The sequence below is a fragment of the Kitasatospora sp. NPDC032757 genome, from assembly GCF_055579305.1.
Map to the genome: position 1 here is coordinate 25,516 of NZ_JBVINN010000007.1, position 19,432 is coordinate 44,947.

At 71.6% G+C, this 19,432-nt stretch carries 20 protein-coding genes and 1 pseudogene; 10 read left to right on the plus strand and 11 right to left on the minus strand.

Features of this window, described 5'->3' with window-relative positions:
- Window positions 1-247: 247 nt before the first annotated feature.
- Window positions 248-637 (minus strand): PPOX class F420-dependent oxidoreductase, encoded by a 390-nt coding sequence (locus ACZ5WK_RS12220; RefSeq protein ID WP_465547272.1) that lies wholly within the window; start codon window positions 635-637, stop codon window positions 248-250.
- 293 nt (window positions 638-930) lie between these two features.
- On the opposite strand from ACZ5WK_RS12220, the gene ACZ5WK_RS12225 reads away from it, so the two are divergent.
- Window positions 931-1,095, plus strand: a complete 165-nt coding sequence (locus ACZ5WK_RS12225) for a hypothetical protein (RefSeq protein WP_465547273.1) — start codon at window positions 931-933, stop codon at window positions 1,093-1,095.
- A 63-nt stretch (window positions 1,096-1,158) separates the two neighbouring features.
- Here the strand turns inward: ACZ5WK_RS12225 and ACZ5WK_RS12230 are convergent, their stop codons facing one another.
- On the minus strand, window positions 1,159-1,731 hold the full coding sequence (locus ACZ5WK_RS12230; RefSeq protein WP_465547274.1) for a hypothetical protein: 573 nt from the start codon (window positions 1,729-1,731) through the stop codon (window positions 1,159-1,161).
- Between the two features lie 393 nt (window positions 1,732-2,124).
- Between ACZ5WK_RS12230 and ACZ5WK_RS12235 the strand changes: the two genes are divergently transcribed.
- Window positions 2,125-2,799, plus strand: coding sequence for a hypothetical protein (locus tag ACZ5WK_RS12235; protein ID WP_465547275.1), 675 nt, complete (start codon window positions 2,125-2,127; stop codon window positions 2,797-2,799).
- A gap of 251 nt (window positions 2,800-3,050) precedes the next feature.
- Here ACZ5WK_RS12235 and ACZ5WK_RS12240 read toward each other — a convergent pair whose 3' ends face one another.
- The 3 genes from ACZ5WK_RS12240 to ACZ5WK_RS12250 form a co-directional block, all read right to left on the minus strand.
- The gene (locus ACZ5WK_RS12240) at window positions 3,051-4,334 is read right to left on the minus strand and encodes an NAD(P)/FAD-dependent oxidoreductase (protein ID WP_465547276.1); all 1,284 of its coding nucleotides are present in this window, start codon (window positions 4,332-4,334) and stop codon (window positions 3,051-3,053) included.
- Window positions 4,335-4,511: 177 nt separating this feature from the next.
- Entirely contained in the window at window positions 4,512-5,603 is a 1,092-nt protein-coding gene (locus ACZ5WK_RS12245; RefSeq protein WP_331742318.1) for a vWA domain-containing protein, read from the minus strand.
- A gap of 104 nt (window positions 5,604-5,707) precedes the next feature.
- Window positions 5,708-6,007, minus strand: a complete 300-nt coding sequence (locus ACZ5WK_RS12250; RefSeq protein ID WP_465547277.1) for a hypothetical protein — start codon at window positions 6,005-6,007, stop codon at window positions 5,708-5,710.
- A 284-nt stretch (window positions 6,008-6,291) separates the two neighbouring features.
- Here ACZ5WK_RS12250 and ACZ5WK_RS12255 point away from each other — a divergent pair, with 284 nt between their 5' ends.
- From ACZ5WK_RS12255 to ACZ5WK_RS12280, 6 genes are all read left to right on the plus strand, one after another.
- Complete coding sequence (locus tag ACZ5WK_RS12255) at window positions 6,292-7,836, plus strand: hypothetical protein (RefSeq protein ID WP_465547278.1); 1,545 nt, start codon at window positions 6,292-6,294, stop codon at window positions 7,834-7,836.
- 425 nt (window positions 7,837-8,261) lie between these two features.
- A complete protein-coding gene (locus ACZ5WK_RS12260; RefSeq protein ID WP_465547279.1) occupies window positions 8,262-8,786 on the plus strand; it encodes a GtrA domain-containing protein in 525 nt (174 codons plus the stop codon).
- Window positions 8,787-9,161: 375 nt separating this feature from the next.
- Window positions 9,162-9,581 (plus strand): hypothetical protein, encoded by a 420-nt coding sequence (locus ACZ5WK_RS12265; protein ID WP_465547280.1) that lies wholly within the window; start codon window positions 9,162-9,164, stop codon window positions 9,579-9,581.
- 32 nt (window positions 9,582-9,613) lie between these two features.
- Entirely contained in the window at window positions 9,614-10,132 is a 519-nt protein-coding gene (locus ACZ5WK_RS12270) for a MarR family winged helix-turn-helix transcriptional regulator (RefSeq protein WP_465547281.1), read from the plus strand.
- A 149-nt stretch (window positions 10,133-10,281) separates the two neighbouring features.
- Entirely contained in the window at window positions 10,282-10,758 is a 477-nt protein-coding gene (locus tag ACZ5WK_RS12275; RefSeq protein WP_465547282.1) for a hypothetical protein, read from the plus strand.
- Between the two features lie 190 nt (window positions 10,759-10,948).
- Window positions 10,949-11,812, plus strand: a complete 864-nt coding sequence (locus ACZ5WK_RS12280) for an SDR family oxidoreductase (RefSeq protein WP_465547283.1) — start codon at window positions 10,949-10,951, stop codon at window positions 11,810-11,812.
- A 96-nt stretch (window positions 11,813-11,908) separates the two neighbouring features.
- Here ACZ5WK_RS12280 and ACZ5WK_RS12285 read toward each other — a convergent pair whose 3' ends face one another.
- Window positions 11,909-12,508: a TetR/AcrR family transcriptional regulator gene (locus tag ACZ5WK_RS12285; RefSeq protein ID WP_465547284.1), complete on the minus strand. Its 600-nt coding sequence runs from the start codon at window positions 12,506-12,508 to the stop codon at window positions 11,909-11,911.
- A gap of 165 nt (window positions 12,509-12,673) precedes the next feature.
- Between ACZ5WK_RS12285 and ACZ5WK_RS12290 the strand changes: the two genes are divergently transcribed.
- Entirely contained in the window at window positions 12,674-13,633 is a 960-nt protein-coding gene (locus ACZ5WK_RS12290) for an alpha/beta hydrolase family protein (protein WP_465547285.1), read from the plus strand.
- Window positions 13,634-13,700: 67 nt separating this feature from the next.
- On the opposite strand, the pseudogene ACZ5WK_RS12295 reads toward ACZ5WK_RS12290, so the two are convergent.
- The 4 genes and pseudogenes from ACZ5WK_RS12295 to ACZ5WK_RS12310 all read right to left on the minus strand — a co-directional run.
- Window positions 13,701-14,504 (minus strand): annotated as a pseudogene (locus ACZ5WK_RS12295) (FtsK/SpoIIIE domain-containing protein); the annotation flags it as partial.
- An 81-nt stretch (window positions 14,505-14,585) separates the two neighbouring features.
- Window positions 14,586-15,500, minus strand: a complete 915-nt coding sequence (locus ACZ5WK_RS12300; RefSeq protein WP_465547286.1) for an SDR family NAD(P)-dependent oxidoreductase — start codon at window positions 15,498-15,500, stop codon at window positions 14,586-14,588.
- Window positions 15,501-15,668: 168 nt separating this feature from the next.
- On the minus strand, window positions 15,669-16,247 hold the full coding sequence (locus tag ACZ5WK_RS12305; RefSeq protein ID WP_465547287.1) for a TetR/AcrR family transcriptional regulator: 579 nt from the start codon (window positions 16,245-16,247) through the stop codon (window positions 15,669-15,671).
- Window positions 16,248-16,387: 140 nt separating this feature from the next.
- Entirely contained in the window at window positions 16,388-17,278 is an 891-nt protein-coding gene (locus ACZ5WK_RS12310; RefSeq protein WP_465547288.1) for a DUF4190 domain-containing protein, read from the minus strand.
- Window positions 17,279-17,882: 604 nt separating this feature from the next.
- On the opposite strand from ACZ5WK_RS12310, the gene ACZ5WK_RS12315 reads away from it, so the two are divergent.
- A complete protein-coding gene (locus tag ACZ5WK_RS12315) occupies window positions 17,883-18,257 on the plus strand; it encodes a hypothetical protein (RefSeq protein ID WP_465547289.1) in 375 nt (124 codons plus the stop codon).
- Between the two features lie 130 nt (window positions 18,258-18,387).
- Here the strand turns inward: ACZ5WK_RS12315 and ACZ5WK_RS12320 are convergent, their stop codons facing one another.
- Entirely contained in the window at window positions 18,388-19,296 is a 909-nt protein-coding gene (locus ACZ5WK_RS12320; RefSeq protein ID WP_465547290.1) for a hypothetical protein, read from the minus strand.
- Window positions 19,297-19,432 lie beyond the last annotated feature (136 nt).

The following is a 19,432-nucleotide window of genomic DNA, read 5'->3' on the forward strand; positions in this document are numbered from 1 at the left end:
GCTCCCGGATCCCGCGAATTCCCACCAGTTGGCAGGAATTCGCGGGATTCGCTGTCAGAGACGGAATGAACGGGCCGACAGATATCCGGCCGCCTCCCCGGCGGGCCACTGAACCCGGACCTGTGAGGTCAGTGTGGCCAGTGTGCTTGTCGGGGCGAGCGCGGGAAGGCGCCGACGTGGCCGTGACCACCGGCAGGATCCGCTCTGACCGGGCCGAGCCCACCCCTGACGCAGGCGGCCGCGGCGCTCAGACCGCGAAGCCGGTGATCCTATGCGGCGTCACCCGGACGATGAGCCGGAGCACCTCGTCCGGCTCGGCCGGCGGGTCCTCGCCGAGGTACTTCTGGGAGAGCCTGCGCGGCAGCGACTTCTCCTGGTCCTCGATCAGTTCGACAGTGCCTCGGATGTCCACGGAGTGGTACGGGTTCTCGGTGTCGAAGACGGTGAGGCTGACCCGTGGGTCCCGGGCGAGGTTGCGTGCCTTCCGGCGCCCCGCCGTGGTGGAGAACAGCACCGCGTCCCCGTCCCGCGCGATCCAGACCACCGAGGTCTGCGGCCCGCCGTCCCGATTCAGCGTCGCGACGGTGGCGAAGTTCCTCCCGTCCAGCAGCTCGCGCGTCTCCTCGTTGAAGGTCACTGACACAGCCTCACCCTTCGCCTGGCATTCATGAGTTCACTCCTTGCACAGAACAGATGCGAGAGCTGATTCCTTCCCCCGCCGCAGGATCGAGGGGCCGGTCCTTGACAGCCGTACCACCGCGATCTCGCTGGTTCGGGGGCGATAAGAAGCCGAGTGCGGCCGGCGGTGATCACCGTGTGCGTGGACAAAGGAAGATCAGGCGGTGGCCCCAGCCACACCGTGGAAGGCGTGCGCCGGCGTTCGACGTTCGAGGAATCGATGGGGCCGGCCAGGACCTGTCCGGGGAGAGCATGCTCACCTTTCTCGGAACGCCCGTGCCGGACGACGGCACGGGCCACGCCCCGCCGTACGAGGACGCCCGGCGGATACTCTTCGGCGACGTGCCCGAGGCCGATGCCGACCGGGCCGTGGCCCGGCCGCGCCCGCAGAGCGTCCGGCCCTTCACGAGCGGGTGACCACGGCAGGATGGCGCACCGTGGGCCGGTGGACCAATCCCCGTGGCGAGAACGAACCGCCGGTCAGAGCCCCGCCTCGGCCGCCGACCTCCTTCTCAGGAACTCCTTCGCCGCCTCGACCGCCTCCCTGTTGAGTTCCTCGACGGGGGCTCCCCAGGTCCCCTCCCAGCCGTCCAGGCGGTGCGCGCAGTGGACCAGTGGTTCCAGCTCCTCGGGATAGCCGAGGTCATCGGCGATCTCGGCCCGGATGAGGTGGGTGCCGGTGGCGGGATCGAGGGATCCGTCGGCGATCTGGCCGGCGACCCAGTGGGCCATCGCCCATCGTGCGGCCCGAGGGTCAGCCGGCGGGCAGAAGAGCAGTCCCAACTCCCCCAGCACCTGGTCGAAGAGCGCCGGCGCTTCGGGCTCCTCGCTCCGGAGGAGACCGGCCAGCACAGCGAGGGAGGGGCTCTCGACCCCGGCAATCAGCGCGTTCAGCCCTGCCTGGACGAGCCGGTCGGACCCGACGTGCCTGCCGAATGCCCTCTCTCGCGCGATGTGGCTCAGCCGCTTGAGGGCGTCGTCGTGGTTCACCGGAGTCTTCTCGATCGGCATCGGGGAGAAGAAGGCTCGCACATCGGCCGCCGCTGCTGCCATCCAGTTCCCACCTGATCGGTGATCAGAATATGGAGGGCTCTTTGCGCAGAACGGGAAGCCCGCGCGACCGAACGGCCGGCGGTTGAGCCTCTCGATCCACTTGGCAGGCCTTCCAACGGCACCCAGGTTCAGCCGTTCGGTCGGCCATGGAGACCGTTGACCCCTGGCAAAGGGCAGGCCGGAGACTCCCGTCCGCGTCGGCGGCGGCCTTTGCCGGTCCCAGGAGGACGACGACCTGGTCGGCGCAGACGACGGGTGCGTTCCTCCCTGGGAGGCGCTGTACCGTACCGCTCCGGTGATCGATGCGTGCAACCCGTTCGGCGGAGCGGGAGTACTCACGGGTGGAGAGGCGCCGCTCCTGCCGTTCATCCCCTGCACGACCTAGGAGAAACCATGACCCAGGCACGGACCACAAAGCTCGCCGCGGCCGCCGCGGCCGCCGCCGCGTTGGCCGGCCTCACCCTGAGCACATCCGCCAGCGCCGACTCCGCCGCCGCGGCCACCGCCGATCCGCTCGCCTCGGCGATCGCCGCCGCGAAAGCCTCGGCCGCCGCCGCACCCGTCACGCCGAAGATCTCGCCCACCACCGCACCCCTCGCCTCGGGGCCGGCCGCCGCGCCGCTCTCGCAGACCGTGGGCAGTGGCGTGCTGAACGGCGCCGCCTGGTCGGTGACGCTGACCTACTACCCCACCATCCCCACCGACTTCGCACCCGGCGAGAAGACCACCGGCGGCCTGGTATGCCTACGCACCACCTTCAACGACCGGGCCACCAGCCCCTACGGCGACTGCACCGGCGTCAAGAACCCCACCGACACCAGCCCCAGCGGCCTCTACGGCCAGCAAAACCTCCCCAACGGCGCCAGCCTCTTCCTCGCCCAGCCTCCCGCCAAAGTCGCCGACGCCACCATGACCTTCAGCAACGCCACACCCACCACCGCCACCACCGCCACCATCCCCGGCACCACCTTCACCGCCTACGCCATCCCCATCCCCGCGACCTCCCACCCGAACACCCTCGACGAGTACGACACCCACCACCACACCGTCGGCCACCAGAACCTCTGACGGTCCGAGGGAACCACCGCCCGGGAGCTGCTGCGAAGCCCCCACGGTGGGCAGCCGCCCGTTGGACCCAAGAAGCCCGTTGGCCCCCCTGCGGATTCCGGGAAAGGTCGGGCCGGAGACGCCCTCAGAAAGAGGCGCAGCCCCAGGTCAGCGCGTGTCCATACTCGTTTGGAGTGCCCCCGGGCCGGCGATGACTTCCCGGCCTTGGGTAGTGAGCAGGCATGCCGGGGCGGTTCCGGGACGGGAGCCGGTCACGACCCTGTGTGTGACAGGTGCGCGGGTGGCACGGCGGCCCCCCTGTGCCTGAGGTTGACGGCCGAAGCCTTGGCCAGTGCCACGGGGTTCAGGAATCGCAGCGGGCCTATCAGGCGGGATGCGAAGCGATACATGTGCCGCGCCATCGATTCATCACGCGCGGCGGCCGAGAACATGAGCCGCTCCAAGGGATTGAACGGACGGCCCTTGGCGAAGTCGGCGGCCAGGTACTGGTGACCGCGCAGCCGGCGCCGGTGCGTGCGGGCGTACACCGCGAGCGACCTGTCGAGGTCACCCCGACCGGTTGCGGCCGAGGCGACCGTCTCGGCCAACCATTGCGCGGACTGCAGGGCCCAACCGCATCCCACTCCCCACAGGGGGTCGCCGGTCAGGGCGGCGTCGCCGATCAACGCGACACCCGGGGCGGTCGGCTTGCGGCTGTGAAGCGGGTAGTCGACGGTGCCGATGATCTTCGTGATGCGCTCGGCGGAGTCCACGGGCGGTGCCTCGGGCAGGGCGCGGACGAATTCGAGGAAGCTGCCCTCCAGGTCTTCCCGGAAGGCCGGCAGCCGTCGCTTGTCCGGGAGCACCGCGATGACCGTCACCCCGTCGTCGTTGGGAAACGCGTACGCCATGTCGGGCTCGAGGAACCAGGTCTGACCGATTCCGCCGTGCAGCGGAAGATCGCGGAAGTGCGCGAGATAGCCGAACCGCGCGTTCTCGTGCAGCCGAGCAGGCACTCCGGCGAACTTCGCCACGGCCGAGTCCTTGCCATCGGCGCCGACCACCAGCCGGGCCCGGATCTCACGCTCGCCCTTCTGCGTCGACGCGCGCACCCCCACGGTTCGCCCGGCTTCACGGACCAGCCCGGTGACCTGGTGACCGGGGAACAGATCGACACCAGGGGTCTGCGCCGCACGGGACCTGATCAACGGGTCGAGGGTGCTGCGCCGAATGTTGTACGCGTACGGCAGTTCGGGGCCCGCCGGCGCCGCCCTCGGCTCGATCCACCCCCAGCGGGTGTACCAGCGGGCTTCGTTGCGGACGGCTCCCGCCTCCTCGAGAGCGGAGACGAGGCCGAGTTCGTCCAGCACCGGGTACGCGCCGGCTTGGAGGGAGTGGGTGCAGAGCACCTTGTACGCGTCCGGGTCCGACCGGCGTTCCAGCAGTGCGACGCGGACACCGCGTCGAGCGAGCAGGATCGCCGCGGCGCTGCCGGCGAGGCTGGCGCCGCTGATGACGACGTCGTAGTCGTATCCCGCGCTCTCAGGCTTGGTCATGCGCTGATCGCTCCCTTCGGGGTGTGGTGCCGTTCGTGGGAGTGGTGCACTGCCAGTGCTGTCAGGAACATGAACAGTTGTCAAGAGTGATGGATCGGATGATGTGCGATCAGGCCGCCGTCGCCTCCCTCCGCGTGTTCGGCCCGGGCGCCACCCCTCGAACCCCGCGGCCCTCTGCTACAGGGTGACAAGCAGCTTGGTACCCGGCACCAACTTCCGGTTGACGGACGTGGACTGGACGAACACGGTGTACGACGGGTTGTCACCCGGCTTCACGGTGACCTCCGACTCCGGCAGGCCGAGGAGCCGGCGGGCCGCCGGGCCCGAGAACACCCTGCCCGTCATCCGGCCGGTGGCAGGGTCCTTCTCCGCCACGGCGAGCTGCTTGCCGCCCTGGATCTTCTCGCGCTTGGACAGCTCGTAGAAGGCGCAGCCGCTCTTGTACGCGTGCCCGGCGCTGGTGACGAAGTCGCGGATCGGCATCTGCTGGTCGACCGGGATCAGGATGTACTTGCCGGTGTCCAGGGCGTCAAGATTGGCCTTCACCTCGGCCGTGTTCAGGTCCTGGCCCATGGCGAACAGGTTCCTGGTGCCACGCACGCCCTGTTCACGGCCCCGCAGGAAGCTCGTGGCAGCGGCCTTGACGGTGCCGATGGCCTCCTCGACGCCCTTGCTGGAATCCGCGTCCCAGATCGCGATGTTGCCCGCCGGGAAGCCGTACTCCTGAGCGGTGCGCTTGGCCAGGGAGTTCGGGACCAGGATCGCCGAGGTCCAGTGGTCGGGAAGGTCGTCCATGGCACCCTGGATCCGGTCCATCCAGCTGCGCAGCACCGCGGTGCCCTTGCCACCGGCCATGCGGGTGTGCATCTGGCCGCTCTCCGAACAGCCCGAGGCGTTCTCCTCGCCGTCGGTGACGACGACCTGGAGGAAGGAGTGCTCCCCGTACCCCTCCCAGATGTTCTTCAGGTCGTCGACGGACTTCACGGCCGCCTCGATCAGCGCCGTCGCACCGTTGTCGACCGCGTAGAGGCCCCGCAGGGACGGCAGGTGCTTGACGTCCATGTCCCAGACCAGGTTCTGCACCTCGTGATCGAAGGCGTAGAGGCTGATGCGGGTCTCGTGGCCGAGCCGGTCGGACTCCTCCTGAAGGCCCTTCACGAACTCGTCCACCACGCGGACGAGCTGCGCCTCGTGCTGGCGCATCGAGCCGGACTTGTCGACCACGAGCGAAACGTGGTTGACCTTGTGCTTGATCCTGTTCACCGACATGCCTCTGCCCCTGTTCCAACGCCCTTTTCGACGCCTTTCCGGCGCCCCTCCAACGTTGATCCCACACTACGAGGCGGCACTGACAGACGGTCCGACCTGGGATTTCATGGGCCCCGTGACCGGTTTCGGAGTCTGACGCAGGGAGGTGGTTGCCGGGTTCGGCGGGGCAGCGCCGACAGGGTGCAGCTGATCTCCGGGGCCTGGTCAGGTCGACCAGGGAAGGCCTCGCGGCCCGGCGGTGCGAGCGGCCCGTCCGGGATCGTCACGTGGGCCACCGAGTCCAGTTCGACCGGTGCCGGACGGACGCTCGCGTCGTTGACCAGTGTCGCGAGCTCGCCGACTGCCTGGTAGGCCGCCTCGTCCCGCTCGGTGTGCAGGTACGCCAGGACGTCCGTGGCGGGCACGGTCGACACGCTGCCGGGGCAGGGCCGGCGCAGCGGTACGGGAGCGCGGAGCCGCTGGACAGCGGGCGCGGAGGGTGGAACTGTTCCCGCTCCGCCTGTCCCCCCGAGGCCGGGACGCTCGGCAGGCGGGCCCGACTCCCATGCGGTGTACACCTGTTGACGTATTTCCCGCCGAGGTCATCCGTGACCGTTGACCGCCGTGCCTCCCGACGGTTTGGCTCTCCTGAAGCCCGCCGCCGGGAGGGAGCCCGGCCGGGCGATCACAGGGGGGAAGGACAGACCTCATGGCACGCAGCACCCGTACCACCCGCAACCGGTGGCCGGCCGTCGGTGGCAGCATCCTCGCGACCGCCGCCGTCCTCGCCGCGTCCGCCGCACCCGCCCAGGCCGACCCGGCACCGCGCGGCACCGTCCAGGTCAGCGTCGGGCTGAACGGCGCCGTGCCGGACAACCAGTCACGGAGCCGGGGGATCAGCGCCGACGGCCGCTACGCCCTGTTCACCTCGTGGGCCACGAACCTGGTGGCCCAGCCCGCGAAGAGCGGACGCGACGCCTATGTCCGCGACCTGCGGACCGGCCGCACCGAGCGGATCAACCTGTCCGACGACGGCGCCGTGCTGGACGGCTTCACCGACTACGTCGCGATCAACGCCGACGGCCGGTACGTCGCCTTCGACAGCGACTCCGCGAACGTGGTGCCCGGCATGCAGGTCCAGGGGCGCGACGAGGTGTACATCCGCGACCGGCGGACCGGCCGCACGGAGCTGGTCAGCGGTGGGCCCACCAGCACCGACACCGACCGGTTCCACGCCTCGTACGCGCCCTCGGTCAGCGCGAACGGCCGCTACGTGGCCTTCGTCTCCAGCCGGACCGACCTCGTCCCCGGCCCCCAGGGCGGCGACCCGTCGCTGGCCAGGCCCTACACCTGGGACTACAACATCTACGTCACCGACCGCTGGAGCGGGAAGACCCGGCTGGTGACCCGCGGCGTCGACGGCAAGCCGGGCGACGGCATGTCCCTCAACCCGACGATCAGCGCGGACGGCCGCACCATCGGCTTCACCTCCTTCGCCGGCAACCTGCTGCCCGCCGAGCAGACCCCCGCCCTCGCCGCCCCGGCTGCCGAGGGCGCCGCCGCCGACGTGGAGCCGGCCCCGGGCATCGCCGCGGCCGTGCCCCGCAGCGCCCGGACGAGCCTGGTCCAGCCGGACCTGGCCCGGCCGACGACCGGCGCCTACTACACGTACGACGTGGACTCCGGCCGCATCGCCGCCGCGAGCCTCGACCTCGACGGCAAGCTCGGCTACGCGAGCTTCGACGCGACGATCAGCCCCGACGGGCGGCGCGCGATCTACGCTCTGCCCGAGCCCGGCGGGTCGACCAACGGCCACCGGTACCACACAGTGCTGTACGTCCGGGACCTCAGGAAGGGCATCGTGACGAAGATCAGCGGCGGCCTGCCCGGGACCACCTCGGTCGGCTCCTCCGACCACGGCCGGATCACCGCCGACAACCGCTGGGTCTACTTCTCCTCCGCCGCCGACAACCTGGTGGCGGGCCCGCAGCGCCAGGGCTGGGACGTCTACCGCCAGGACCTGAAGACCGGCCGCACCGAGCGGATCGCCACCGCGCCGGACGGTTCGCTCGGCAACGGCTCCTCGATCGACCCGGTCGTGGACGCCCACGGCGACACGGTGGTGTTCGGCTCGACCAGCGGAAACCTGCTCGCCGGCACCGGCGGCCCGGCGACCGCCGACTACCAGGTCTTCGCCCGCGCCACCGGGAACCACGGCGACGGCGACGACGACCAGGGCCAGGACGACGACTGACCGGAAGCGCTGGTCGCACCGCGAACTGCGAACCGCGAGGCGCGAGGCGATGCGCGCACGGGAGCGGGAGGGCGGGGCGGTGGTCGGCGGGCCGTGCGGTGGGGCGAATCGATCCGCCCCGCCGCACGGCGGATGCGTTCACGTCTCCCCGATCCTGGCATAGCGTTCACCGTCAACCCGGTGCAACGATCGGGCACCTGTCATTGCGTTAGAAGCGAGACGATTGCAACGATATTAACGCCGTGGCCTGCATCAACAGTGTTTCCATGCAACTGTCTCGTTGCGTGAAGCCTGAAGGCAACGTAGCGTTTCCACCGTCAGAAACAGCGGCAGCGGGTCGTGGGCCGGTGCCCCGGGCGGCGTGCCCTCCGGTCTCGCAGACCGACGGGCGTGCGGTGCGCGGGTGGGTCATCAGCGGGGGGATCATGGAGACAGTGCAGAGCCGGCAGCAGGTGGCACCCGGAGCCGTCACGGCCTTCGCCCGCTTCGTCCTCTTCGGCGGTTCGGTGGGGCTGGCTTCCAGCTTCGCCGTGACGGCCCTCGCCTCCTGGATTCCCTGGATCCTGGCCAACGCCCTGATCACCGTGGTCTCCACGCTCCTCGCCACCGAGCTGCACGCCCGCTTCACCTTCGGCGCGGGCGGGCGCGCGACGTGGCACCAGCACGCCCAGTCGGCCGGGTCGGCGGCAGCGGCGTACGCGGTGACCTGCCTGGCGATGCTCGTCCTGCAGCAGGTGGCGGCGGCGCCCGGTGCGTTGCTTCAACAGGCCGTGTACCTGACGGCCTCCGCACTCGCCGGCGTCGCGCGCTTCGCGGTGCTGCGCCTGGTCGTCTTCACGCGGAGCCGCTCGCAGGCCGCGGCCACCGTCCGCCATGCCCCTCCCGTGCACGCGACCGTTGCCCTCACCCCGGCTCCGACCGGCCCCGGGGCACTCTGCCACGCAGCCTGAACGTTTCCCCAGGTCAGACATGGGCGCATCCGGTCTTCGCAGGGAGCCTGCCGGTGTCGAGCGCGGCGCCCCGCCCGGGCTGATCCGACGACACCCGGGCAACACGCCGGTTGCTTGCGGTGACGAGACCTCGTGCAACCAGCCTGTGGGACAGTTCCGGGGCCGTGAGCGTCCTGAGCACCAGACCCGGCCACGGCCACCACGCATGATGGAGCCCGATCGTGCCTGTCGTCCGAACTGCCGTCATTCTCCTCGGCCTCCCGGCAGGGCAGCCGCTGAACCTTCCCGGCCACGCCACGAGACAACCGGCCCGAGTACTCGGGGCTCGGCCCGAGCCTGAACGCGACGACCGCGCCGGGCCATGGGTGGATCCACGTGCACACCTACGATCCGGCCACCGCGGGCGCCGCCGAGTTCACCCTGCGCAGCCGGCACTGGCTCGTCCGGGACACCGCTCTGCCTCCGCAGGCGCTGGAAGTGCTGACCCCCGGCGGGCGGAACTACGTCATCGAGTACCGGGAGAACGCCGACTGGGACCAAGGCCAGGGCACGCCGGCGCTGATCGTCGCGCAGGGCCGCGGCAGTACCGGTGATGCGCACTACCCCGGTACCTTCGCGACGACGTCCCTGGCGCTGCGCCGTCTGCCGATCGCTTTCGGGTCGTGGGGCGGCGTCTACAACGGTCCGGGTTTCGGCATGGAGGTGATCGCCCGGTCCCCTGCCGATCACAGGGTCAGCGAGCCGGTCGCCGGGGGTCAGGTCCGGCCAGGGCGGCCAAGTGCCGGGGTGCCTTGACAACCAAGGTAATTAGCCGCCATATTACCTGCATGACGAGGGATGGGGTCGACGACGAGGTACCCACGCTGGACCAGGCCAGGCGGCAGGTCGAGCACTACGGCCTGGAGACCGATCCGCAGGCGGTACTCGTCGCCGTACGACTGATCTCGGCGGGCGCGCGGGTCGGCCGGGCGGCCGAGGCGCACTTCGCCAGGTTCGGCTTGTCGACGGGGCGCTACCGCCTGCTCGCCGACCTCGAAGCCCACGGCGGAGAGAAGTCCCCTTCACGCCTTGCGGCAGACCTCGACGTCTCCCGGGCCACGATCACCGGCCTGCTGGACGGCCTTGAGCGCGAGGGCCTGATCGCCCGGCGCCCGTCCGCGGAGGACGGACGCGGCACGGTGGCCGTTCTGACGGCGCGCGGTGCGCAGCGCCTTCGCGACATGGCGCCCGAGCACTTCGGGCGACTGGAGGCGATGGTGGGCGGGCTCAGCGTCGAGGAGCGCGCGGTGTTCCTCGATCTGCTCGCGCGCGTGGTGCGCGGCAGTGCGGCCCTGGCCGCCGACTGACCCGGTTCCCGGTCGTCCCTGGCCCCGCCCTCCGGGCAGGGCCTTTTTCACGAACATATAGTTAGCCACCTAATTTCTTTGGCCGGTAAGTCCACCGGCCACCCCGCAGCAACCCTTCGCTTTCCTCACGCTGACGAGAAAGAGGCCCCATGCCCGCAATGAAGGACAGAGCCGGCCGAAGCCGGGCGGCGTCCCGGCCGTTCATCCTGTGGCGCGAGGTACTGACCGCCTACGCCGCCCCCGCGCTGATGGCCGGCACCGCCGGGGTCGTCACCGGGCAGCGGGACCTGGCGGTTGCGGCGTGCACCTCCATCGCCGGCACCTCCGCCGTGGTGGCGTTCCTGGTCGGCGCCTGGCTGGGGCACGGCGGGCAGCCGCGGCGGTGGACCACCGCCGTACCGCGCGTCGCCCTGACCGCCGTACTCGTGGTCACCGCCGCCGGCGCAGCGGCCCTGCTGGGGTGGGTCGCCGCCCGATGGCTGCCCGCCCACACCCCGGCCCCGGCCGGCCCCTGGCTGGAACGCCTGCGCATCGACCTGCCCGTCTCCGCGGCCCTCGCCACCACCATCGTCACCCTGCGCTGGCGCAGCATCATCACCACCACCACCACCGCATCCCGGCCATAGCCCACCGCGGCACCGGACCTGCCCGACTGCCCGTCCGCCTGCCCGACTGGCCGACTGGCCGACTGCCCGTCCGCCTGCCCGACTGCCCGCCCCGCGGGCCCGGGCCCGGCCGGGTCCACCCCGGCGGCACCCGCCGCCGGGAACCCACCAGGAAACCCACCAGGAAGTGAGAACACCGATGATCGTTGTCATGGGAGCGACCGGAGCCACCGGGAACGCCCTTCTCCACAGCCTCCTCGCACTCGGCGAACCCGTTCGCGCGCTGACCCGTGCCCCGCAGCGGCCGCTGCCCGGTCTTACCGGCGCACACCGTCCGCCTGTCGAGGTCCGGTACGCCGACGCCGCCGACCCCCACTCGCTGCGCGCCGCCTTCGAGGGCGCGAGCGGGCTCTTCCTCGCCATGGCCAACAGCCCCGCCCAGGTCGAACTCGAAACCCGCGTCATCGACATCGCCGCCCACTCCGGCATCGGGCACATCGTCAAGATCTCCGCGCCCGCAGCCGAACCCGACTCCCCCGTCGCCATATCCCGCGGACACCACGCCGTCGAGGACCACCTGCGCGCCTCAGGGCTCACCCACACCGTCCTGCGCCCCTACGCGTTCATGCAGAACCTCCTGCGGCCGGCGCCCACCCTCGCCCAGGGCATCATCCTCGGCACGATGGGCGACGCGCCCTGCAACTACGTCGACTGCCGCGACATCGGCGACGTCGCCGCCGCCGCGCTCACCAGGCCCGACATCGCCGGCGGCACGTACACCCTCACCGGCCCGGAAGCCGTATCCCACCCCGAACTCGCCTCCCGGCTGTCCGCCCTGACCGGCAGGGAGATCCGCTACGTCGACCTCGGCCCGAACGAACTGCGCGACAACCTCGTCCACCACGCCCACCTGCCGACCTGGCTCGCCGACCACGTGACGGAGATCCAGCAACTCGCCGTCGCCCGGCCCGAGACCCCCACCACCACCGTCGCCGACATCCTCGGCCGCCCGCCCCGCACCCTGGACGCCTTCCTGCGCGAACACGGCGACCACTTCCGCCGACAGGGCCGATGACCGACCCCGGCAACACGACCGCCGCCGGCGGCCGCCGGCGACTTCCACGGCCGAGCCGGACGCTTGGCCCGGCCGGTCCATCGGGTGTCGTCGGCGTCAGAGCGATGACTGCGCGGGCCGAAGCCCCTGAAGGAGCAGTCCGACCAATCGGCGGGGGTCGTAGCGCGGGTCGCTGTCGCGTCCGATGCAGAGGTTGCCGATGCCGCGCATCAGTTCGTAGGCCTGGATGCCCGGGCCGATCTCGCCGGCGTCGACCGCGGCGTCGAGCAGCTGAGCGCAGACGGGTACCAGGCGGTCGAGGAAGTAGGTGTGCAGCGCCAGGAACCCACTGCTGTCCGACTGCATCGCGTTGGCGAGTCCGTGCTTCGTGACCAGGAAGTCGACGAAGAGGTCGGCCCACTGCCGCAGTGCCGCGAGGGGGGAGCCCGAGCCGGCCAGCAGCGTCGGGCCGGCTTCGGCGCAGGCCTCGACCTGGTGGCGGTAGACGGCGACGACGAGGTCCGCCCGCGTTGGGAAGTGCCGGTAGATCGTCCCAAGACCGACGCCCGCCCTGGCCGCGATCTCACGGATCGGGGCGTCGACGCCGGAGGTGACGAAGACCTCGGCAGCGGCGGCAAGCAGCGTCTGCTGGTTGCGCAGCGCGTCGGCCCGCCTGCTTCGGGCGGGCACCTCACCGGACGGGCTGGAACTGGGCACCACGCTCTCCTCCCATGACAGTTGACGAAGCGGAACATTGTTCCGTACATTAAGCGGAACAATGTTCCGACTCTACCGCAGGTGAAGCCGGACACTCCCGCCCGCCTCGACCGCCGCCGGCCCGATGGGACCGGCAGCAGAGGCCGCTGAAGGGACACGTGCATCATGAGCGAGTCTTCCCACGCCGCCGACATCCTCGGCCCGCCCACTCCGGTCCTGTCGGTCAGTCCGGTCGTACTGCCGGCTCCCGGCCGGGCCGTCGATCTGCAGGTGCGGGTCTCCGCGCCGGTGACCGGGAGCGACCTACCGGTCGTCCTCCTCTCGCACGGTCAGGGCCACTCGAACAACCTCTCCTCGCTGAACGGCTACGCGCCCCTCGTCAACTTCTGGGCGGCGCACGGCTTCGCCGTCATCCAGCCCACCCATCTGAGCTCCAGCACGCTGAGTCTGGATCCCGGGACCCCGGGGGCTCCGATGTACTGGCGCTCGCGGGCCGAGGACATGCGGCACATCCTCGACCGGCTCGACGCGATCGAGGCGGCCGTCCCGCAGCTCCTCGGGCGCCTGGACCACAGCAGGGTCGCGGTGGCCGGGCACTCCATGGGCGGACACACCGCGAGCCTGCTGCTGGGCGCGCGGCTCACCGACCCGCACGACGGAACGGTGGTGGACCTGGCCGAGCCCCGGATCAAGGCGGGTGTCCTGCTCGCCGCGCCCGGCAGGGGCGGCGACGCGCTCACCACGTTCGTGGCCGAGAACTACCCCTTCTTCTCGACCACGGACTTCTCCGGGATGACGACGCCCACCCTCGTGGTCGCCGGCGACAAGGACGCCTCCGACCACCTGACGGTCCGCGGCCCGCAATGGCACACCGATCCGTACGTCCTCTCCCCCGGCCCCAAGTCCCTGCTCACCCTCTTCGACGCGGAGCACGGGCTCGGCGGGGTCTCCGGATACGACGTCGCCGAGACCACGGACGAGAGCCCGGAGCGGGTCGCAGTGGTCCAGCGGCTCACCTGGGCCTTCCTCCGCACCGCGTTCCGCCCCGGGGATCCCGCGTGGCAGACGGCGCGTGACGCGCTCACGGCCGGCCCCGACCCACTCGGGCGGGTCGACTCCAAGTAGGAGGCCGTGCGGCTCGGGCAGGAGGACCGCGCAGCCGGTCCGGCCGGACGACGAGGTCCGCGTCCGCTCACGCGCTCGGCCCGGCGTCGTTGCCGGAGACGGAATCGGACCCGGCGTCGGCCGAGGGCTCGGCGAGCGCCAGCTGGACCACCGTGGACGGGTCCCGGCGGCGGACCAGGACGCCGCGGCCGGGCGGGCGCTGCGCCGCGCGCTCGTTGCCGATCAGCACGCCCTCGCGCGGGTCGCCGGAGAGCACCAGCCCGGCGGCGCCGAGTTCACGGATGCGGGCCAGCAGGGTCTCGGTGAGCGCCTGGCGGCCCGCTCCCGAGACCCGGCGGGCGATCACCAGGTGCAGACCGATCTCGCGGGCCTGCGGGAGGTAGTCGGCGAGCGGGGCGAGCGGCGAGTGGCGGTCGAGCTCGGAGTCGCCCGGGTCGTTGAGACGCAGTTCGAGGCGGGCCGAGAAGGCGTCGCGCAGCGCCATCCGCAGGTCGGCCCAGCGGTTGGCGGTGAGCACGATGTGCACACCGACGCCGAGGCCGCGGCCGGCGATGTCGAGCAGGACGGCGTCCAGGCCGTCGAGTTCGCTGCGGGCCGCGCCCCAGTTGTCGACCAGGAGGAGGAGGTCGGCGGCGCGGGTGCCCTCGGGCAGCTCGCCCGCGTCCCGGCGGCGGCGGAACTCGGCGACCGCGTCGATGCCCAGCTCCCGGAAGAGCCGTTCGCGTTCGGTGATCAGCTGACCGACCTCGGCGACCGCGCGCCGCACCCGCTCCTCGTCGTGCCGGCCCGCGACGCCGCTGACGTGCGGGGCCCGCTCGAAGGCCTGCAGCGTGCCACCGCCGAAGTCCAGGCAGAGGAACTGGAGTCGATCCGGCGTGTGGCGCCCCGGAAGGACGGTTGAGCAGACCGGACTCCCGTCAGGCTGGTCACCCCAGGGCCTGCCCCTCCGGCGTCACCCCGGCTGGACGTCGGAGCCTCCGCGTAGCGGCGCCAGCTCTCGGCTGAGCCTGAGGACGTTGCCGACGACCCGGGGGTCGGCGGATCCGCGGAAGGCGGGCACGGGGTGGGTCCGGGGGCCGATGAGCAGGCCGGTCTGCCCGTCGAGCGACGGGTCGGTGGCGGCGCGGACGGACGGCCGGGCGGCAACGGACGCCGGGCCGGCGGTGGAGCGCCGGAAGGTGCGGCGAACCAGCGGCCAGAGCAGGCGCAGCCCCGGGGAGACGATGGTCGGTGAGGTCATGGTGCCGTCGGTCATGTCGGTCGCGGCGCCGCCGGGGTCGGCGGCGAAGACCGTGACGCCGGTGCCGCGCAGGCGCTCGGCCAGCTCCAGGGTGTAGGCGAGGTTGGCGAGCTTGGCCCGCCCGTACCAGTGGAAGGCGTAGTAGCCGCCCGGCGGCTCGACGGCGTCGAAGGTGCGCTTGGCGACCTTGATCGCACCGGAGGTGACGTTGACGATCCGGCTGGGCCCGCCGGCCCGGAGCTGATCGAGCAGCAGCTCGGTCAGCAGGTACGGGGAGAGGTGGTTGACAGCGAACGAGGCCTCGATCCCGTCGACCGTCTGCTGCCGCTGCGCGAACATCGCGCCGACGTTGTTGACCAGCACCTTCAGCGGTCCCTCGGCCGCCAGGTGCGCGGCGAGCGCCCGTACGTCGTCGAGCGATGCGAGGTCGGCGGCCAGGAACCGCGGGGCGGCTCCCGTCGCGACCGCCGCGATCCGCTCGAGAGCGCGGGCGCCGCGCTCGGCGTTTCGGCCGACCACCGTGACGTCGAGCCCGCGCGCCGCGAGTCCGATCGCGGTCTCAAGGCCGATGCCCCCGGTCCCCGCCGTCACCACTGCCCGTTGGCCCACCGCTCTGCCCTCCGTCATTCCGCATCCGGATAGCTATCCGTTTCGATGGCGGCACGCTAGCACAAGCGGATAGCTATCCGGTCAGCTGGGAGCGCACTGGCCCGTCGGGCGTCCTCGGTACCGGTCCGCACCGATGCCGATGCCGATGCCGACGTGATGCGTTCCGACGTGATGCGCGTGCCGCCGTCAGCGCGGCGGGCGCAGGCCCCCGAGAAGGACGTCGAGGTAGAGCTCTCGGCGCGCGGGGTCGCAGTCACCGGAGCGCACGGCATGCTCGACGCCGCAGAGCAGGCGGCGCACGTCGTCCGCCTCGACGCCGGCCCGGACGACGCCGGCCAGGCGGGCACGGTCCAAGAGGTCCGCGACCGCCCGGTCCAGCTCGGCCTTCATCGCCGAGGTCTGCTCCTCGGCATCGCTCGCGGACTCCAGGACGGCGGCGAAACCGGCATCGTCCAGCGCGCGGTCGAGCGTGAAGCGCAGCAGGCGGTGCAGGCCCGCGAGCGCGTCCTCGGCCACGGCCGCCGCCTGCGCCTCGCCGACCAGCTCCCGGAAGCGCTCCGCCGACAGCGCCTCCACCAGCGCATGGCGGTTGGGGAAGTGCCGGTACACGGTTCCGACACCCACGCCGGCGAGCCGGGCGATGGTGTTCAGCTGGAGCGAGTCGTCACCGGCGGCCACCTGCTCGCGGGCGACCTGCAACACCCGGGCACGATTGCGCGCGGCATCCGCCCGCAGCACTGGTCCCTGCCCGGCTCTCGGTGTCACGACCCCAGCATAGAGGGCCGCGTTCCACGGCCTCCGAGGTCAGCCCGACCTCGTGGCCCACGCCCGGGCGCCCGTGCGGCGGTTGACGGTTCCGCGCGGGCCGGTGTCGCGCAGCGGGCTTCGGCGGGAGCGCCCTCGGGTCAGCCGGGAGAACCGGACCAGATGACGTTCTTGCGCTGCAGTCCGGAGCTGTGGTTGAACTCGACGGAGAACCGGTCGGCCGCGTCGTTCGGCAGGGCGTACGCAGACAGGCCGGTGGCCTGCTGGCCGGGAGCGAGAGAGCCGGTGAGGATCTTCAACCGTCCGCTTCCGTCGATCAGCAGGTAGACGGGGTTGCCCTTGGCGTCCTTGACGGAGGGCATCCCGGACCCGTAGAGCGAGATCTCCTCCGACCCGGTGTTGACGACGGTGATCTTCACCTGGATGACCGTGGCGTTCTTGGGGGCCTCGAACACGGTTGTGCTCGGAACGTACGGCTCCGGCTCGGCCATCGTGACCTTCAGCCCGTCCCCGTACGTGTAGGACTGGCCGAACGACAGGCGCCGGGCCCTCTCGTCCGCAGCCTCCTTCTCCCGCTCGGCCTCGATCCTCTTCCGCTCGGCGTCGATCCGCTCCTTCTCCTTCGCCGCCCGCTCCTTCGCTGCCTCGATCGCAGCCTCGGCGCGAGCGCGCGCGGCGTCCTCCTCCGCCTGCCGCTCCTTGTTGACCGCCTGCACCTTTGCCACGACGAGCACCCCGGTGCCGGCCGAGACCAGCAGGCCGGAAACACCCAGGATCACGCCCGCGAGCGCCATCGCCCGGTTGGTCGCCAGCCCCTTGCGCGCGTGGCCCAGCCCGACGACACCGAAGACCACGGCCAGCAGCGCCGGCAGCCAGGACAGCCAGAACAGGATGACGCCCAGGCTGAGAACGACACCGACGATCCCGAGCACCATGGCCGCGATGCCCACGCCGTTGCGAGGCTGCGGCGCCGGCGCCAGGTACGGCGGCCAGTACGGCACACCCGGGCGCTCGCCCGGGGCCGTGGCCATGGTCGGGACCGGGACCGGGACCGCGACCGGGACTGGGGTCGGGACCGAGACCGGATGCGTGGCCGTGGCAGGAGTCGTGGCCCCACCCTGCCCCGGAGCCCCGCCCCGGCCCTCACCCTGACGCGGGCTCGGCGGTGCCCACGGGTTGGTGTCGGCCGGTCCCTCGGCGGGCTGCGGGCTGTCGGGCGGGGCAGGAATGGTCATGCGAAATCCTTCAAGCACGTTGAGATGACGAGCGGATGTTCAGCCCGACGCCGAAGTCTGTTCTGATCCCCCCGGCGACAGCGACCCGATATCCGGGAAGCAGTCACCGGCCCAGGCCGGACCCGCACATCGACACCCTGGGACGGGGCACCGACAGGGTCGGCGGGTGATCAACATACAGGCGCCCGGTGGCAGCCCCGCCGTCGCGGTCCGGACCCGGGCCGGGCCCGGCCGCGCGGGCCGGCTCCCGCCCCGGGCGAGGACGTCCAGGACTGCGCGATCGGCAAGCACGGCCCACCCCGCGTCAGCTGCCCGGCGCTCTGGCGCGCCCGGCGGATAATGGCCGGGGCCGCGGGCCGGCTGGGCCGGCGGCACCGATCGACGGAGAGGCAGAGAACGGATGACCCTGGAAGAAGGCCGGCGCGTCAGGTTGGCCGAGGAGCTCGGGATCGGTGACGCGGTCGCCGGGGAGCCCGGGGCCGTCGTCGGGTTCCTCTCGCTGGGAGCCGGGATCGAGGGCACCGTCGAGCGGGTGGACGGGGAACTCCCGGAGAGCGAGGAGGTCCGCGAGTACCAACGACTCAAAGCGCTCTTCGAGGACTACGGGCACACCATGCCGGAGGCGAGCCGGAAGCGGCTGGAGGCGGAGATCGCCGCGCTGGAGCCGGAGTGGGCCGCGTACCGGGAGCAGGGGAGGCGGGTGACGGTCCGGGTCCGGCTGGACAACGGCTTCGTCCTCGACGGGGCGCACCAGGACATCCTCACCCCGCTGTGAAGGAGGACGTCCCGCAGGGGCGGCAGACCCGGGCCTCGGCTCCCGGTCATTCAGCGCCGACAGCGTTCAGCTGTCCAGGGGCGGCCAGACGCGTGGACGTCCGTGAGGGCGGCCTACTGCGCCGCCGCAGTCACCGGCGTGCCAGCACGTCCTGGGCCTTCTTCAACTGTGCCGCCCGTTTGCCGAGGACCTCGTCAAGGGCCTTCTTGTTCTTCTGTATCAGCTCATGTTGATACGCGGTCTCAACGGCGTTCCAGACCGCGACCAGGCCGGTCTCCCGCTTGCATGCCACGTCGGCCCCGGCGATCTCCTTCTCGGCATCGGACGCCCCGGCCTCGGAGATTCCGTCGATGTTCAGAGGGTCCGGCTGGGCGTGCCCGGAACGGGTCATGCAGGCGGACCAGCTCCTGATCGCGGCCACCACCCGGTCATCCTTGCGGGACAGCTCGAACGACGCCACGTTGATCTCCCGCACGACCTGGTCGTTCGCCGGATAGTCCCTCGTGCCGGTGATCTGCAGGGCTGCCGCGCTGTTGCAGCCGATGGCCGGGGAACCACCGGGCCCCGGCCCACCGTCCGGCGTTCCCGCCAGGGCGTCCAGTTGCTCCTGGGTGAGCGGCGGATCCGCCTGCGCCGGCTGCGACGGCGGGTGATACCCGCCGGCCGCCGCCTCGGCCGAGTCGATGAGGCCGTATCGCCGGTCGTTGCGACCGGTGTCGGCGGGGGCCGGCGCAGCCGGCGCCGGAGGCATCGGGATTCCGGCCCCGGCCATGCATTCACCGGTCAGCAGTCTCAGCGACCGCAGCAGTGTCTGATGCTCCTGCGGGTCGAGGAAATAGGGGTCCAACGGGAGTTCCGGGATCCGGCCGTCGGCGATCGCCGGGAACTGACTGACGGCCGGGGGCGGCACCTCCAGGGTGGCAGGCAACGGCTCCTGACCATCACGGTTCGCTGCGCAGCCGCCGATGCCGGCTCCGACGCCGAGGGCGATCGCCGCACACAGAGCGGGATGGGCGTAACGACTGACATGTGTCCGCAAGACTCGCACCTCGGGCGTGGCGTGGTCGGAGTGTTCCCCGGAGCCGGGGGCGGGGGGGGGGGGGGGGGGGGGGGGGGGGGGGGGGGGGCACCCCCCCCCCCCCCTGGGGGGTTTTGGGGGGGGGGGGGGGGTTTTT